General features: G+C 38.3%; 11 protein-coding genes and 1 pseudogene. 5 read left to right on the top strand and 7 right to left on the bottom strand.

All coding sequences use genetic code 11. The annotated features are described in order from the left end of the window. Window positions 1-51: 51 nt before the first annotated feature. The 3 genes from G8O30_RS10950 to G8O30_RS10940 form a co-directional block, all read right to left on the bottom strand. Window positions 52-858 carry a CAP domain-containing protein gene (locus G8O30_RS10950; protein WP_239672096.1) on the bottom strand — a complete coding sequence of 269 codons (807 nt, stop codon included), beginning with the start codon at window positions 856-858 and terminating at the stop codon, window positions 52-54. A gap of 780 nt (window positions 859-1,638) precedes the next feature. Continuing rightward, a complete protein-coding gene (locus G8O30_RS16290; protein WP_239672095.1) occupies window positions 1,639-2,634 on the bottom strand; it encodes an S-layer homology domain-containing protein in 996 nt (331 codons plus the stop codon). Window positions 2,635-2,960: 326 nt separating this feature from the next. Next, on the bottom strand, window positions 2,961-3,275 hold the full coding sequence (locus G8O30_RS10940; RefSeq protein ID WP_239672094.1) for a thioredoxin family protein: 315 nt from the start codon (window positions 3,273-3,275) through the stop codon (window positions 2,961-2,963). A 232-nt stretch (window positions 3,276-3,507) separates the two neighbouring features. Here G8O30_RS10940 and chrA point away from each other — a divergent pair, with 232 nt between their 5' ends. Both chrA and G8O30_RS16285 read left to right on the top strand, forming a co-directional pair. Continuing rightward, window positions 3,508-4,680 (top strand): chromate efflux transporter, encoded by a 1,173-nt coding sequence (chrA, locus tag G8O30_RS10935; RefSeq protein ID WP_239672093.1) that lies wholly within the window; start codon window positions 3,508-3,510, stop codon window positions 4,678-4,680. Window positions 4,681-4,854: 174 nt separating this feature from the next. Then, window positions 4,855-5,963, top strand: a pseudogene (locus tag G8O30_RS16285) (FtsW/RodA/SpoVE family cell cycle protein). Window positions 5,964-6,123: 160 nt separating this feature from the next. On the opposite strand, the gene G8O30_RS10925 reads toward G8O30_RS16285, so the two are convergent. From G8O30_RS10925 to G8O30_RS10910, 4 genes are all read right to left on the bottom strand, one after another. Next, window positions 6,124-7,194, bottom strand: a complete 1,071-nt coding sequence (locus tag G8O30_RS10925) for a Ger(x)C family spore germination protein (RefSeq protein WP_239672092.1) — start codon at window positions 7,192-7,194, stop codon at window positions 6,124-6,126. Further along, window positions 7,181-8,278 carry a GerAB/ArcD/ProY family transporter gene (locus G8O30_RS10920; RefSeq protein ID WP_239672091.1) on the bottom strand — a complete coding sequence of 366 codons (1,098 nt, stop codon included), beginning with the start codon at window positions 8,276-8,278 and terminating at the stop codon, window positions 7,181-7,183. The genes G8O30_RS10925 and G8O30_RS10920 overlap by 14 nt, the downstream gene beginning before the upstream one ends. A gap of 18 nt (window positions 8,279-8,296) precedes the next feature. Further along, window positions 8,297-9,805, bottom strand: a complete 1,509-nt coding sequence (locus G8O30_RS10915) for a spore germination protein (protein WP_239672090.1) — start codon at window positions 9,803-9,805, stop codon at window positions 8,297-8,299. A gap of 569 nt (window positions 9,806-10,374) precedes the next feature. Continuing rightward, a complete protein-coding gene (locus G8O30_RS10910) occupies window positions 10,375-11,337 on the bottom strand; it encodes an ABC transporter substrate-binding protein (RefSeq protein WP_239672089.1) in 963 nt (320 codons plus the stop codon). A gap of 152 nt (window positions 11,338-11,489) precedes the next feature. Here G8O30_RS10910 and G8O30_RS10905 point away from each other — a divergent pair, with 152 nt between their 5' ends. Genes G8O30_RS10905 through G8O30_RS10895 form a run of 3 tightly spaced genes read left to right on the top strand, consistent with a single transcriptional unit; the run spans window position 11,490 to window position 14,226 of the window. Beyond that, window positions 11,490-12,491, top strand: a complete 1,002-nt coding sequence (locus tag G8O30_RS10905; protein WP_239672088.1) for a FecCD family ABC transporter permease — start codon at window positions 11,490-11,492, stop codon at window positions 12,489-12,491. Further along, the gene (locus G8O30_RS10900; RefSeq protein ID WP_239672087.1) at window positions 12,488-13,546 is read left to right on the top strand and encodes a FecCD family ABC transporter permease; all 1,059 of its coding nucleotides are present in this window, start codon (window positions 12,488-12,490) and stop codon (window positions 13,544-13,546) included. Before G8O30_RS10905 ends, G8O30_RS10900 begins: the two co-directional genes overlap by 4 nt. Next, window positions 13,543-14,226 (top strand): hypothetical protein, encoded by a 684-nt coding sequence (locus tag G8O30_RS10895; protein WP_239672086.1) that lies wholly within the window; start codon window positions 13,543-13,545, stop codon window positions 14,224-14,226. Before G8O30_RS10900 ends, G8O30_RS10895 begins: the two co-directional genes overlap by 4 nt. Window positions 14,227-14,304 lie beyond the last annotated feature (78 nt).

Below are 14,304 nucleotides of genomic sequence, written 5' to 3'. Positions count from 1 at the left end.
TTACATACAAAAAAGCTTAGAGGAAATCCTCTAAGCTTTGGAAAGTGTCAATTATTTACCGATAAACATTTGAGTCCAGTATACTCCGTAAGATCCACCTTTCGCTACACCTACACCAAGGTGAGTAAAGTTAGAAGATAGGATGTTTGCTTTGTGACCTGGGCTTTCCATCCAAGCTTTCATTACTTCTTCAGGAGTACGTTGACCAGCTGCGATGTTTTCACCTGCACTATTATAATTCACACCAAATTGCTTTAGCATGTCAAACGGGCTTCCGTAAGTTGGTGAAGTATGGCTGAAGTAGTTGTTGTCACGCATATCTTCCGACTTCTTCGTTGCAACAGATGCTACTTGCTCATCTAATTGAACTGGTTGTAATCCAGCTTTTTGACGTTCTTGGTTTACTAAGTCTAGAACTTGCGCTGCAAATTGCTTATCTTCAGAAGATTGTGCTTCTTGCTTTGGAGCAGGAGCCTCCTCTTTTACTTCTTCCTTAGGTTGTGCTGGAGCAGGAGCTTCTACTTTCTCAGGTGCTGGAGCAGGAGCAGGTGCTTCAGCTTTAGGTGCTTCCTGTTTAGGTGCCTCTGGAGCTGGCTTTTGTTCAGGCGCTGGAGTCATTTGAGTGTGTCCGTTCGCACCTTGAAGAGCTTGTTTTAATAAATTGTTGATTTGTTCTTGAGATAAGTTTTTATCTAAAGAGAATGTTCCGTTTTGAATATCAGATAAAATGCTTTCTATATTTAAAGAATTTAGTTTCTGAACTTTCACTTGCACATCAGCAGTATTTGCATCTGCTTGTCCAATAGTTGGTACAGCTAACATTAATGTAGTTCCTAACGCGATTGCGTACTTCTTCATAAAAGAAATCATCCTTTCGTGTTTGTTTTGCTGTGGTACGAGACTAGCTTATAAAGAATCTAGCAATCTTGCAACAGGTGACAAAAGGCTTATATGATACGCAAATTATGGAATTATTTGATAGATAATTTGGTTATATGTAGTAGATTTATTTGTTTTGGTAAGACTTTTTGTTTAGATAAGTGGACAATGTATGAATTAGAGGGTAAAAGAGGAAAAAACATTCTTATAATACAGTTTCATTACAGTCTTTCAGATGCGTTACGAAAGTAGGATAGGTGTTACAAATAGAGTTTTATGTGACTTTTATATGTGTAAAAAGGCGTATGTATATCAAAAAACGAGGCTTAAATGACTGCAGGGGATTTCCGCTGCAGGGGGACGCTTTCCACGGGGCGGGCAGCTGAGCCTCCTCGTCGTGGTCGCTGTCGCTCCTAACTCCTGTGGGGTCTCAGCTACCCACCTTTCCCGTAGGAGTCGCCCCCTTCCGCTCCAATCCCTCCCAATGGTATATATAGCGTGATTTCTGCAGAGTTATAGTAAATACAAATCTTTTTAAACAAAAAAACAGGCTCTCCTTCAAAGAGGAAAGACCTGTTATTTTATCTCTTTTAAAAGGGAGTACTTTAAAGCTAAACGCGCGCCTTACGCTTTTCTTGATGTCTAGCTACAGGTGCGCAGATGCTCGGTAAACTCCGAAAGCCCTCCGTTGGCTGAAGAGCTGCCAACTCGGTCTTCCGAAGTTTACTGCCGCATCTAAACGCGCGCCTTACGCTTTTCTTACTTCCCAATAAACATCTGCGTCCAGTACATCCCGTAAGATCCACCTTTTGCAACTCCTACACCTAAATGAGTGTAGTTTGATGAAAGGATGTTCGCTTTATGACCAGGGCTGTTCATCCACGCTTTCATTACTTCTTCTGGAGTTCGTTGTCCTGCGGCAATGTTTTCACCTGCTGCACGATACGATATGCCGAACTGATTTAACATATCAAATGGACTTCCGTAAGTTGGGGAAGTGTGACTGAAATAGTTGTTGTCTCTCATATCTTCTGATTTTTTTGTAGCAACAGAAGCAACAGCAGTGTCCAACTCTAATATTTTTAACCCAGCTTTACTTCTTTCTTGATTTACTAGAGATAGTACTTCAGCAGCAAACTTTTCATTTTCAGAGACCGCTGGAGCAGAAGAGTTACCTAGTGCACGATCAATAAATGCACTTAGTTGTGCTCTCGTCACAGAACTTCCAGGAGAGTAAGTAGTTGAGGTTGTCCCAGCCGTGATGTTATTTGCTACTAATTGCTTGATATGCGTTTCAGCCCAATATCCTTTTGGTACATCTGTGAATGGTAGAGAGGCTGTTCCTTTCATTGAGAAAGAAGTGGTTAAAATTTTCGCCATCTCCGCTCTAGTTAATGGGCTTTTAGGTCGAAAACTAGTGCTATCAACAAAAACTCCCGATTGAACAAACTGTGTTAAGTAGGCATATGCTTCCGTATTTTTGTTTACATCTAAAAACGATACAGAACCACTAGGTGTTTTGGATAGCTTTAGTGTTCTACCTAACAATAGGGTTGCTTGTTCTCTTGTAACAGACAGACTTGGTTTAAATGTTCCATCTGGAAAACCAGAGATGACGTCGGCTTCCGCTAAACGAGTTATTTCTTCTTTTGCCCAAAAAGAAGAAGGGACATCAGAAAAATTCGTAGAAGCATGTCCAATAGTTGGAATGGCTAATAAAATGGTCGTGCTAAGTGCTGCTAATAGTTTCTTCATAGTATTCCTACCTTTCTTTATCTCTTTCTATCTATTAATGTATGTGGAATGAAAGAATGTGACAATAAGTAGGAAAGGCATGCGTCTTTCTGATGGTTTCAGACGTTTTTTCTTTTTTTACGAGTCAGAATCCAAAATATGAGATCTGGATATAGATAAAAAGTATTAAAAAAAATACTTTATTAGTAATATATGGAGGTAAAAGGGAGAATTTTCACATTTTTATTACATAGAGAAGAGGCTGGAATCCAAGCTAAAAAGGTACATTCAAAAAACGAATGTACCTTTTCGACGTGATCTTTAATTTTGTAAAAGCCTCTTTCGTCCTATAAAGAAGAAAGAAACTCACGAACTTGTTCAGGAGTCTTCGCATTTGCACTATGAAGATGCGCTAGTTTTTCTCCGTTTTTGAACACTAATAAGCTCGGGATACCCATCACTTGTTGTTCCTCTGCTATGGAAGGTAATTCATCACGGTTAATATCAAACCATTGATATTGATTGTAGTCAGCCATAATATCATCAATGAACATATCCATTCTTCGGCAATCAGGACACCAGTCTGCATGGAATTTAATGATAACAGGTTGATCTTGTTCAATTGTACTTCTGTAGTTTTCTTCTGTATTAATTGGTTTCATGGAAAAACCCCCTAGTTGGATTTGCTAATATCTGTATTGTACTGAATGAGAAGAAGGGAAGCAAATCTTCTGTTTAGAGAAAAGAGTGGGAAAGTTTTTTTAGTAAATATTATTAAATAGGAAGAAACAGAATTTTTGTGTTTACATCTTTGTAAATTAGCATTTGAAAGGTTTTCAACCATCGTCTGTTCCTTTATGATTATAGGGAATTTTACTTATGGAGTGTGAAGAAATGAGTCGTTGGAAGAACTATAAAGAAATAATAAGTGCATCCACTAAGCTAGGTTTTACATCATTCGGAGGACCAGTTGCACATTTAGCGTATTTTCGAAATGAATATATTGAAAAGCGTAATTGGATGGACGAGAAAGCATACGCAGACATCATTGCGCTGTGTCAGTTTTTACCAGGTCCTGCTAGTAGCCAAGTAGGCATTGCTATTGGAATGGTACGCGGAGGACTTCTTGGCGGATTCTTATCTTGGTTTGGTTTTACTATGCCTTCCGTTATTGCACTTATGCTATTTGCTCTGTTTGTACAAGGAAGTGGAGTGAATGTAGATGGAATCATTCATGGATTAAAGTTAGTTGCAGTAGCTGTAGTAGCTCAAGCACTTGTGGGAATGGGGAAAAACCTAGCTCCAGATCGTGAAAGAATGACGATAGCTGCTCTCGCGGCAATTACCACATTGTTAATACCATCTGCTATAGGGCAAATTGGAATCATCGTTGTTGCAGGTGTCATTGGTTTTGCATTATATCGAAATCAAAAGGTGCAAGAGGGAGTAGATTTAGCCCTATCTATTAAGAAGTCTACTGGAGTGATAGCATTAACGATTTTCTTTGCGCTATTGGTAATACTACCTATTCTACGAACTGTTTTTGACTCTGTGTATGTAGCGATATTTGATACGTTTTACCGAGTAGGATCGATTGTTTTTGGTGGAGGGCATGTAGTCTTACCAATGTTAGAGAGAGAAGTGGTACCTGTAGGATGGATGAGTGACTCCACTTTCTTAGCGGGGTACGGTGCTGCTCAAGCTGTTCCTGGTCCTTTATTTACGCTATCTAGTTATCTTGGAGCTATCATGGAAGGGATTCCTGGAGCTCTTTTAGCAACCGCTGCTATGTTCTTACCATCTTTCTTATTAATAATTGGCGTCTTACCATTTTGGAATTCTATTCGTAAAAAGCCAACCTTTACTGCAGCTTTAATGGGCGTTAATGCAGCAGTTGTCGGAATTCTGTTGGCTGCATTATATGACCCGATATTTACAAGTTCTGTCATAGAAGTTTGGGATTTTGTTATCGTCATCGTAGCCTATGTTGCTCTTCAATCGTGGAAAGTACCAGCTTGGTTAGTAGTATTATTAACAGCAGTGGCTGGATGGATTGTAACACTTTAGTAAAGATAAGTCATAAGACATGAATTTTAACAATGGCCCCCTTTTCTCATGCTAAGAATGAATTTTTCATGATATAATGACGGATAGTGACAAAAGAAAAGGGTGAGCTACGTGTCGTCTTACTCCAAGACAAGTTCAAAAGTAGATTATGGGGTTATTTTAACCGTTTTATTAATGGCAATCTTCAGTTGTGTTTCTATATATGCAGCAGAATCTGGAGCATTTAAACAATATAGTAGCAACTTTGTTTTTAAACAGATTCAATGGTATGTAATCGGAACAATTGCTGCTGCATTTGTTATGCGATTTGATTCAGACCAGCTAAAAAAGTTATCTTGGTATTTATATGCGGTAGGTATTATTCTATTATTCGGGCTAGCAGTTGCTCCCATAACGAACTTTACTCCTTACATAAATGGAGCACAAGCTTGGTATGTTATCCCTGGAGCAGGTTCTGTACAGCCATCCGAGTTTATGAAGATCTTCCTAATAATTGTCCTTTCAAAATTAATTGTAGAGCATCATGAAAAATTTATTAGAAAAACAGTGAAAACGGATTTGTGGTTGATGATTAAGCTAGGAGGGATTACAGCTGTTCCACTAGCTTTAATTATGACGCAACCAGATTTAGGAACGGCTTTAGTAATTATTTCGATTCTCTTAGGGTTAATTGTAGTGGGGGCATTACTTGGAAAATACTTGTCCCTTTGTTCTCGGGAGCGATTGTACTTATTTCTGCGATTTTTTATGCAGTATTAGTCCATCCCGAATGGTTAGAAAAATACTTTGGTGTTCAACCGTATCAATTGCGAAGAATTTACTCTTGGCTAGACCCTTATAACAATCCGAGTGGAGATAGTTATCAGCTCACTAGGTCTTTCTTAGCAATAGGTTCTGGAGAGACTGGTGGAAAAGGATTGGGTAACCGGGAAGTTTACCTTCCAGAAGCCCATTCAGACTTTATCTTTGCTATTGTAGGAGAAACGTTTGGCTTTATTGGCGCTAGTATACTAATTTCTTTATTTTTTATGCTAATTTATCACGTAACAAAAGCTGCGTTACAAAATAACAATGAGTTCTATGGATATATTTGTGCTGGTGTGATCTCTATGCTAACATTTCATGTTGTCCAAAATGTTGGTATGACGATTGGCGTGCTTCCTATTACAGGTATCCCATTACCGTTTATAAGTTACGGAGGTAGTTCGTTGTTAGCTAACATGATGGCAATTGGACTTATCTTATCCATCCGATATCATTATAAAAAGTATATGTTTGCATAAGAAAACAGCAGTTTTGATGACTGCTGTTTTTTGTTACGTGAGCATTAACAATTCAAGAAGGGCCACGTGATGTGGCCTGCTCTTAACTGAATCTCCTCAACTAACGATTAACAACGCATTTATTGCTACAAATTGTAGTACATGCTCACGTAAACATTCATTATTCGATTGTACCAGCTTCAATGATTTTACCATCAACAGAAACAGAAATAGTTAAATTTTGATAATTATCTTCCCACTCCTTCCAATCAAAACCTCGTGAGCTTGTCTTAGCGTAATATCCTAATCCTAGAGGATCAATGTTTAATTCCAAGAATTTATTGACTAGTTTTGTACACTTTTCATGAATCATATCGTTTAAGTTTTTTTCAAGTTTCTCAATCTCTTTTTGGGTTAGTAACTTACCAGAATACTCTCTAATAATGCCTCTTAACGTAATATCAATTTTAAACTCATTACTCTTTTTTTGATCATATGTAAATTTATACCGTGAATTAATACTTCTTACCGTTGCTTCGCCTTCTTCAATTTCTACTAACTGAGACCCTTCAGAAAACTGATCAACCATTACTTTAAAAAAGAACATATCTTCTAAGGGAATAGTATCTACTAGTTTATCAGCATCCAGCAAACCGATTTCTGATATTTCTAGTTGACCATCACCAACTTGTGTGAGAATTGGTAAGAACGGGGTTTTTCCTCTTTGGTAATAGTCTCTAAGGAACACATGAAGGTTAGACTTGGGTACATCGCGTTGATTCATATTGTGCGAGATTAAATTACTAACGTACGTACCATTATCTCCTCTTCCATATTTTCCTTTCAACAGAGTTCCAGCTTCGGGTTTTGCAATTGCTAGATACATTCTTGACCCAATACTAGAATCTCGTTGTAAAGAGTCTACCAAGGGTAAAATTCCTTGTGTCACTAATTTCTCCCCAAATAAAACGACTCGTAAGCTTCCGGTAACGAGCGGTTGAGACGATTGCTTATCAAGTTTAGATAAAAGCTCACGACTTAAAACAGCTTCATCACTTAAAACAATATTCTCAACGGATTTGTCTGCTTGATAAATAGGAAAGGAGACTGTGCCTAAAATTTTATCCGGCTTAGATCCAACGTCATATCCGGCAATACTCTCTACGTTTAATTCATCTATTACTTCTTGCTTTACACAACCACTTAAAAATACAAATAGCAATAGTAATAAAGGTAAATTATTTTTTTTCATTTTGAGAGGACACCTTCCTTTTGATGAATAGGACTGCAAAGAGAAGGGGGATATAGATGTAATTTATATATAAACCAATTTTTCCTACTACGTCATTCAGTGTATTTACCGCTAAACGTGAGTCTAAAAGTGGTATGCAACCAACTATCAAGATGACAAAAAACCACATAGCAGTTCTTTGGCGCATACGAAAACTTCTCTTTAGTATTCGACTTGCACACCATAGTGGTACACAGACATTAGGTAAGATGATTAAACACCAGTTAGCTATCCCAATATATTCAAACCGTTCTACGAAAGGTAATTGAACTATCTTCCAAATACTTAACGTAGCCCAAACAGTTTTGGTAAGTTGTTCTTCACTAAAAAAAGAAAACGTCACTAGTGCTGTTAGAGTGTAAAGACCCGTTGTTATTACTAACGCACCATGAGTCCATTTCTTTGATTCTTCGGGTCTCTTTATAAAAGGGTAAATCATTAATAGCATTTCATATCCGAGATACGTTAAAGACATACTTATACTAGCTTTAATCAATTCGGTTAGATTATGGTCAAAAAGGGGTAAAAAGTTACGATATTGAGCAAAGGGAATAGTGAAAAAAAACGTGAGAATTAAATAAGAGGGAAGTATCATGCCAAAGAACGATATCCCTGTCACTGTTCGTAAGCCACTACTAACTACATATGCGCTTAAAACCATAAAGGCTGCGCCAAAGATGACACCATTCATTTCAGGAAACATCCATACTTGAATAACTTCTATGTACGTCCGTAAAGCGGTCATACACAAAGACATAAAATATACTGCAAAGAACAGATCTAATGGCTTGGCTAACCATTTACCAAAAAGTGTCCTGTGTGCACCAACGATATCGCCGCCACCCTTTTGCAAAAGACCATACATAAAGAAATAGATAAAGTGTATGGAGAGCCCAGCAGCGATAACGGATATCCACGAGTCATATCCAGCTTCACTAGCAACAATACGTTGAAATCCTAGAACACCAACACCCACCTGAGTAGAGTGTATGAGAAAAAAAGCTAGATACGGAGAGATCTTTTTGGCTTCTGGGATACTCTTCATCCACTTCACCACCTTTCTTTATTCATCAATATCCAGTCGTTTTTTACCTTCAGAAGGTGCAAAACGAACAGGCTGTTTTGTCCGTAAATAACCAGGTCGCTTAAATTGCAATCCAAATGGAAAGCGAATAAAGGCGTCTTTCATATCAGATAATCTTGGTGGAAATAGCGGTTCTAAATATGGTCTACCTAAAGAAGTTAATCGTAACAAGTGCGTTAATAAGACACAGAAACAGAAAACGATACCAAGTAATCCCCAAATCGCAGCCATGAAAAGAAACGGGAATCGCAGGATACGAATGGTGTTACCAATTTTATAAATTGGCGTAGTAAAGGATGCTAGTGCTGATAGAGCAACAATGATTAAAAGAATGTTACTCGTAATTCCTGCTTCAACGGAAGCTGTTCCAATTACAATCCCACCAACGATACCAATCGTCTGACCGACTTTGGTTGGCAATCTTGCGCCAGCTTCTCGAAGTAGTTCAATAGTTAACTCTAAAAACAACGCCTCTAATAAAGGAGGAAGAGGGACATCCTGCCTTGACGATATCAGCGTCGCTAGTAAATCTTTCGGTATCAATTCATAATGAAAAGTCAGAGCAGCTACGTAAATTGGTGATATTAAAATAGAAAAGGCAACAGCAAACAATCGGACCATTCGAAAGAACGAAGAAACAAACCAATTCATGTAGTAGTCATCAAAAGAGCTGAAGAATTCTACTAGTGTCGTTGGACCAATTAAAGCATGAGGAGATCCATCTACTATAGCTACTACTTTTCCTTCTGCCAGGACTCCAACAACACGATCGGGACGTTCCGTATCTAACAATTGTGGGAAAATAGAATGGACGTTATCTGCTAGAAGCTGCTCAACATAAGAGCTATCCGTTATTAAGTCAAAATCGATTGACCTCAAACGTTGCCGAAACGTTTCCACATTTTCTTCATTTGCAATCCCTTTTATATAAGCTAAGGAAATTCTAGTTTGGGAAAGTGAACCAACTTCAAACTGTTCTACGGTCAGTTCTTTTATGGGTAATCTCTTTCTGATTAAATTGACATTCTTATCCATGGATTCTACAAAAGCTTCTTTTGGCCCCACTACACTAAATTCAATTTCTGGTTGAGTAACAGAGCGCACCACTTGTTGTGGAGCTGAAATAAATACGAGTGGTGAAGTAGTATTGTTTTCTTTAAGAAGTGCATAACCATGAAACAATTTTTTTTCTAATTCTTTTACATCATTTGTGTATTCGATATCAGGAATTGGTATTGTTTGTTTGATATTTTCTAAGGTTGTAAACCGTTCACTATATAAATAAGGTAAAACGTCTTTTTGAAGAATGGTGTCATCAATTAACGTACTAATAAAAATAAGTACATACTCTTTATGATCATGTTTGTTTGTGAAAAATATTTGCTTATAGTCAATAGACCCAGAAGAGATAAAGTCAAAATGAGAAGAGAGCTTCTTATCGAGTAGTTCTTTTTTCTTTTGTTCTGCTGATTTGAATTTCCACCACATACTTTAATCTCCAATCTTCCACTGACATACCAGTATTTTCACCTAATATGCCGATTTTATGTGGGGAACTGGAAAATGATAGTTGGGACAAGAATTATAAGGGAGAGAAAAAGAATTAACGAGTGTTCAAGATAGTGAAAGAAGAGAGTAGAGCACACGTTACGGGAATAACGTGTGGTCAAGGTGGTGAAAGAAGAGAGTAGAGCACACGTTACGGGAATAACGTGTGGTCAAGGTGGTGAAAGAAGAGAGTAGAGCACACGTTACGGGAATAACGTGTGGTCAAGGTGGTGAAAGAAGAGAGTAGAGCACACGTTACGGGAATAACGTGTGGTCAAAGTGGTGAAAGAAGGGAGTAGAGCACACGTTACGGGAATAACGTGTGGTCAAGGTGGTGAAAGAAGAGAGTAGAGCACACGTTACGTAAATAACGTGTGGTCAAAGTGGTGAAAGAAGGGAGTAGAGCACACGATAACAAGATATATAAGTATACAATGCAAGGAAATCCATAATAAAAACTGCACAGAGTGGTTTGTTTTCACAAACATTCTGTGCAGTTCCGTCAAATCTTATTTTAAGAAGTAATCCTCAATATCATCTAACATCTTGTTAGCTGCTAAAACACCACCAGCTGTATTCCAAATGGTATCACTAACTTCTACCACGTTACCAGCTTTCGCTACTTCAAGGTTTTGGAATAGAGGATCGTTCAACCAATCTTCTTCCATTTTGGCTCCTTCTCCGTCACCAGTCTCGTACGTGAAGTAGAATAAAACATCTCCATCCATTGCACTAACACGTTCCTTTGTTACGCCTTTTTCTGCGAAATCATCTACATCTTGGCCATCTGGACGAGCAAATCCAAGTTGATCAAGGATAATACCAGAGAAAGAATCCTTGTGATAAATACGAGTATCACCAGCTAAGAAACGAACCATTGAAATTTCTTTGGTTAGATGGTCGCCTAGGTCAGTACTTAATTGTTCAACACGTGCATTATAGTCTGCCATTACTGTTTCACCCTCTGCAGTTTTCCCTAAAGCTTCTGCATAAAGAGCAAAGTTTTCTTGCCAGTCACCCTTAAGTGTTTCAGACATAACTGTTGGTGCGATCTTATTTAATTGCTCATAAATAGCTTCTTGGCGAAGTTTTGTACCAATGATTAAATCAGGTTGAAGAGCAGCGATTGCCTCCACATTTACTTCACTTTCAGTCCCAACTACTTCTACGCCTTCCATTTGATCAGCAATGTGCTCATACCAAGGATCCCCTGTCCACGATTGAACAGCACCTACAGGAATTACACCCATAGATAAAAGTGCTTCCGTTCCTTCGTTTGTAAGGATAACCACTTTTTCTGGTGTACCTTCGATTGTTGCTTCACCCATTGCATGTTTGACTGTATATGTAGTTGTTTCTTTTTCATTTCCACCTGTTGGTTCTTTTTCTGTTGTGTCGTTGTTTGACGATCCACAAGCTGCTACAAATAAAGCAAGAATACCGATAACAACTAATAATAATGATTTTTTCATCTGTATGCCCCCATTTAATATTGATAATCATTTTCAATAGATTCATCATAATAAACCCGTCACCTTATGTCAATACTTAAATGAAAACGATTTTCATTATCTATAAATTTCTGTATAATACTAAGTAAGTAATGAACAGGAAGGATATAGGTATGATGTCTTCACATATAAGACTTTGGTTATTATTTAGTATTTCCATTGTAATGCTCTTTTTATTATTTCTAGGTAGTGTCGTGCTTGGTTATCAATCCATTACTATTCTCGACGTATATCAATCTTTTACGAATTTTACTAACTCTACGGAACATCTAGTTATACAATCCGTCCGTATTCCGCGAGCTGTCATTGCATTATTTGTTGGAGCGGCGTTAGCTGTATCAGGCGTCTTAATGCAAACATTAACGAAAAACCCATTATCGGCTCCTGAAATATTAGGTGTGAATGCTGGTGCTGGACTCGGAGTCGTTCTAGCAGTTTCGGTGTTTTCTTTTACGTCTCTTCAAACGTTTGTTTGGTTTGCATTCTTAGGGGCTGCAATCGCCATGATGACGGTTTTTGGTTTAGGAGCTTTGGATGGAAAAGGATTGACACCCATGCAGCTTGTGTTAGCTGGTGCAGCTATGTCTGCCTTGTTCGGCTCTATGACACAAGGTCTTCTTGTATTAAATGAGTCTGCACTAGAGCAAGTATTATTTTGGTTAGCGGGTTCCGTATCAGGTCGAAGTCTTGATTTACTTTGGGCTGTACTGCCTTATATGATTGTTGGTTTTGGAATCATGTTGTTCTTAGCCTCTTCCTTTAACGTACTTGCAATGGGAGATGATGTTGCTACAGGGTTAGGATTAAAAACAACGTTTATGAAAGTGATGATTGGACTTATCGTTATTTTATTGGCAGGAGGAGCTGTTTCGGTAGCTGGTCCAATTGGCTTTATTGGAATAGTCATACCAAACATGGTTAGAAAACTTGTGGGAACAGATCATCGAGTAGTGTTACCTTTCTCAGCAATACTGGGAGCAAATCTTCTATTACTGTCTGATATCGTATCCAGGTATGTTATTATGCCGCAAGAAATACCAGTAGGCGTAATGACTGCACTAATTGGTACACCAGTATTTATTTACATCGCAAGGAAAGGGGTACGTTCATCATGAATCGCTATATACCAGTTCGTGTTGGTAAAAAGGAGTACTCCATTCTGTTAGATAGAAAAGCTTTACAAAGGATTAGTATTGCTGCTCTCGTTTTACTAGTTGTGACACTATTGTCTCTAGGAAGCGGAGAGATCTTCATTAATCCGTGGCAAATAGTATTAGCACTCGGTGGACAAGGGGACACATTGCACCAGCTAGTCGTGATGGATTTCCGTTTACCAAGGATACTAATTTCTCTTCTAGTTGGAATTGGACTAGCTGTGTCAGGTGCTTTACTACAAGGAATTGTACGAAATCCATTAGCTTCACCTGATATTATCGGTCTAACAGGCGGAGCAAGTGTATTCGTTGTTGGTTTTTTAACATTATTGAGTGATTCAAACGGTTCTTTAACGGTATCTATTCACTGGTTACCCTTAGCTGCATTCCTAGGTGCATTATCCGCATTAGTTCTAGTGTATTGGTTCTCTTGGAACGGAGGAATTTCGCCTACAAAGCTAGTGCTAATCGGTATTGGAATGTCCTTATTCTTACATGCTACAACTACCTTGTTAATGCTAATGGGACCAATTTATCGAGCGAGCCAAGCGAATATTTGGATTACGGGTTCGGTAAACGGCTCCAATTGGTCACAAGTGGGCATTTTACTCCCATGGATTCTAGTGTTTTTACTTATCAGTATCTACTTATCTAGACATATTAATTTACATGAGATGGGAGAAGATGTAGCTACATCAATGGGAGCCAATGTACAAAGGCAACGCTTTATTCTATTACTAGTGAGTACAGCGTTAGTGGGTGGTGCGGTTGCATTTGCAGGCGGAATTGGATTTGTAGGATTAATGGCACCACATTTAGCACGCCGTTTAGTTGGATCACAATATGGCGCACTAATTCCTATGGCAGCCATTATTGGGGCTGCACTAGTTGTAATAGCTGACTGGGTTGGAAGATCTGTTATCGCTCCTTTAGAAGTTCCAGCAGGTGTTTTTACAGCGGCTGTTGGTGCACCATATTTTATATATCTATTGTTTAAGCAAAGAGGTGGAAAATGATGGACAAATTATCTCCAATACAACCAAAGAACATTCGTTTTCAACTTCCAGAAGACCATATACCAGCATGGCATTTAACTGACTGGACAAATAAAGAAAAAGTGAGAGAAGAGTTACAACGTTTAAAGAAAGAGATGCAAGCACCGAATATACGAGTGACAGCTTCCTTACTTCTAAAAAGAGTTATGCCTGTATTCTCATGGGCAATTAGCATGCACTTTTTAACCAACAAACTTTATAACTTGCCAAAAGCTAACCTATATTTTGCAAGTAGGTGGGATAGTGATAAGTGGGTACCTACTCTACACGTGACAAACTGTCCTGTGCATACTGTAAGAGAAGAATGGACCGCTAGAAAGTTAGTGGTGGAGTTTATCTTACCATTTGTCGAGGTGCTCTCTGCTACAGCAAAAGTGTCTAAGAAAATACTACTTGAAAATGTATATATTGCGTTACGTAAGCTGTTTACAGAAGATGGACCAAAGAAAATGCCACAACAAGTAGATTGGCGAAAGGAATGGCAACAAATCTGCCATATGAAATCTTTTGCTTTCTATCATGATGAGGAAAGTCGATTATTTCCTTCTGGTGAAATGTATCGTGTGCGCCAAACATGCTGCATGAAATGTAAATTACCAGACAGTAAAAAATGTAAAACCTGCCCTATGCTAGGGTGTTGAGTGGTCCCATTATATGCACTTTTCAAACGAATTAAAAACTGATAAAATGTGACTATATTCTACATGTTTCGAAAGAAG

Origin of the sequence: Mangrovibacillus cuniculi (assembly GCF_015482585.1) — a bacterium.
GTDB lineage: Bacteria > Bacillota > Bacilli > Bacillales > R1DC41 > Mangrovibacillus > Mangrovibacillus cuniculi.
This window is presented reverse-complemented; position numbering and strand designations above follow the sequence as displayed.

Coding starts and splice junctions, on each gene's coding strand:
- G8O30_RS10910 (WP_239672089.1), bottom strand. CDS start 11,337: ATGAAAAAATCATTATTATTAGTTGTTATCGGTATTCTTGCTTTATTT.
- G8O30_RS16290 (WP_239672095.1), bottom strand. CDS start 2,634: ATGAAGAAACTATTAGCAGCACTTAGCACGACCATTTTATTAGCCATT.
- chrA (WP_239672093.1), top strand. CDS start 3,508: ATGAGTCGTTGGAAGAACTATAAAGAAATAATAAGTGCATCCACTAAG.
- G8O30_RS10940 (WP_239672094.1), bottom strand. CDS start 3,275: ATGAAACCAATTAATACAGAAGAAAACTACAGAAGTACAATTGAACAA.
- G8O30_RS10920 (WP_239672091.1), bottom strand. CDS start 8,278: ATGAAGAGTATCCCAGAAGCCAAAAAGATCTCTCCGTATCTAGCTTTT.
- G8O30_RS10905 (WP_239672088.1), top strand. CDS start 11,490: ATGATGTCTTCACATATAAGACTTTGGTTATTATTTAGTATTTCCATT.
- G8O30_RS10915 (WP_239672090.1), bottom strand. CDS start 9,805: ATGTGGTGGAAATTCAAATCAGCAGAACAAAAGAAAAAAGAACTACTC.
- G8O30_RS10950 (WP_239672096.1), bottom strand. CDS start 858: ATGAAGAAGTACGCAATCGCGTTAGGAACTACATTAATGTTAGCTGTA.
- G8O30_RS10900 (WP_239672087.1), top strand. CDS start 12,488: ATGAATCGCTATATACCAGTTCGTGTTGGTAAAAAGGAGTACTCCATT.
- G8O30_RS10925 (WP_239672092.1), bottom strand. CDS start 7,194: ATGAAAAAAAATAATTTACCTTTATTACTATTGCTATTTGTATTTTTA.
- G8O30_RS10895 (WP_239672086.1), top strand. CDS start 13,543: ATGATGGACAAATTATCTCCAATACAACCAAAGAACATTCGTTTTCAA.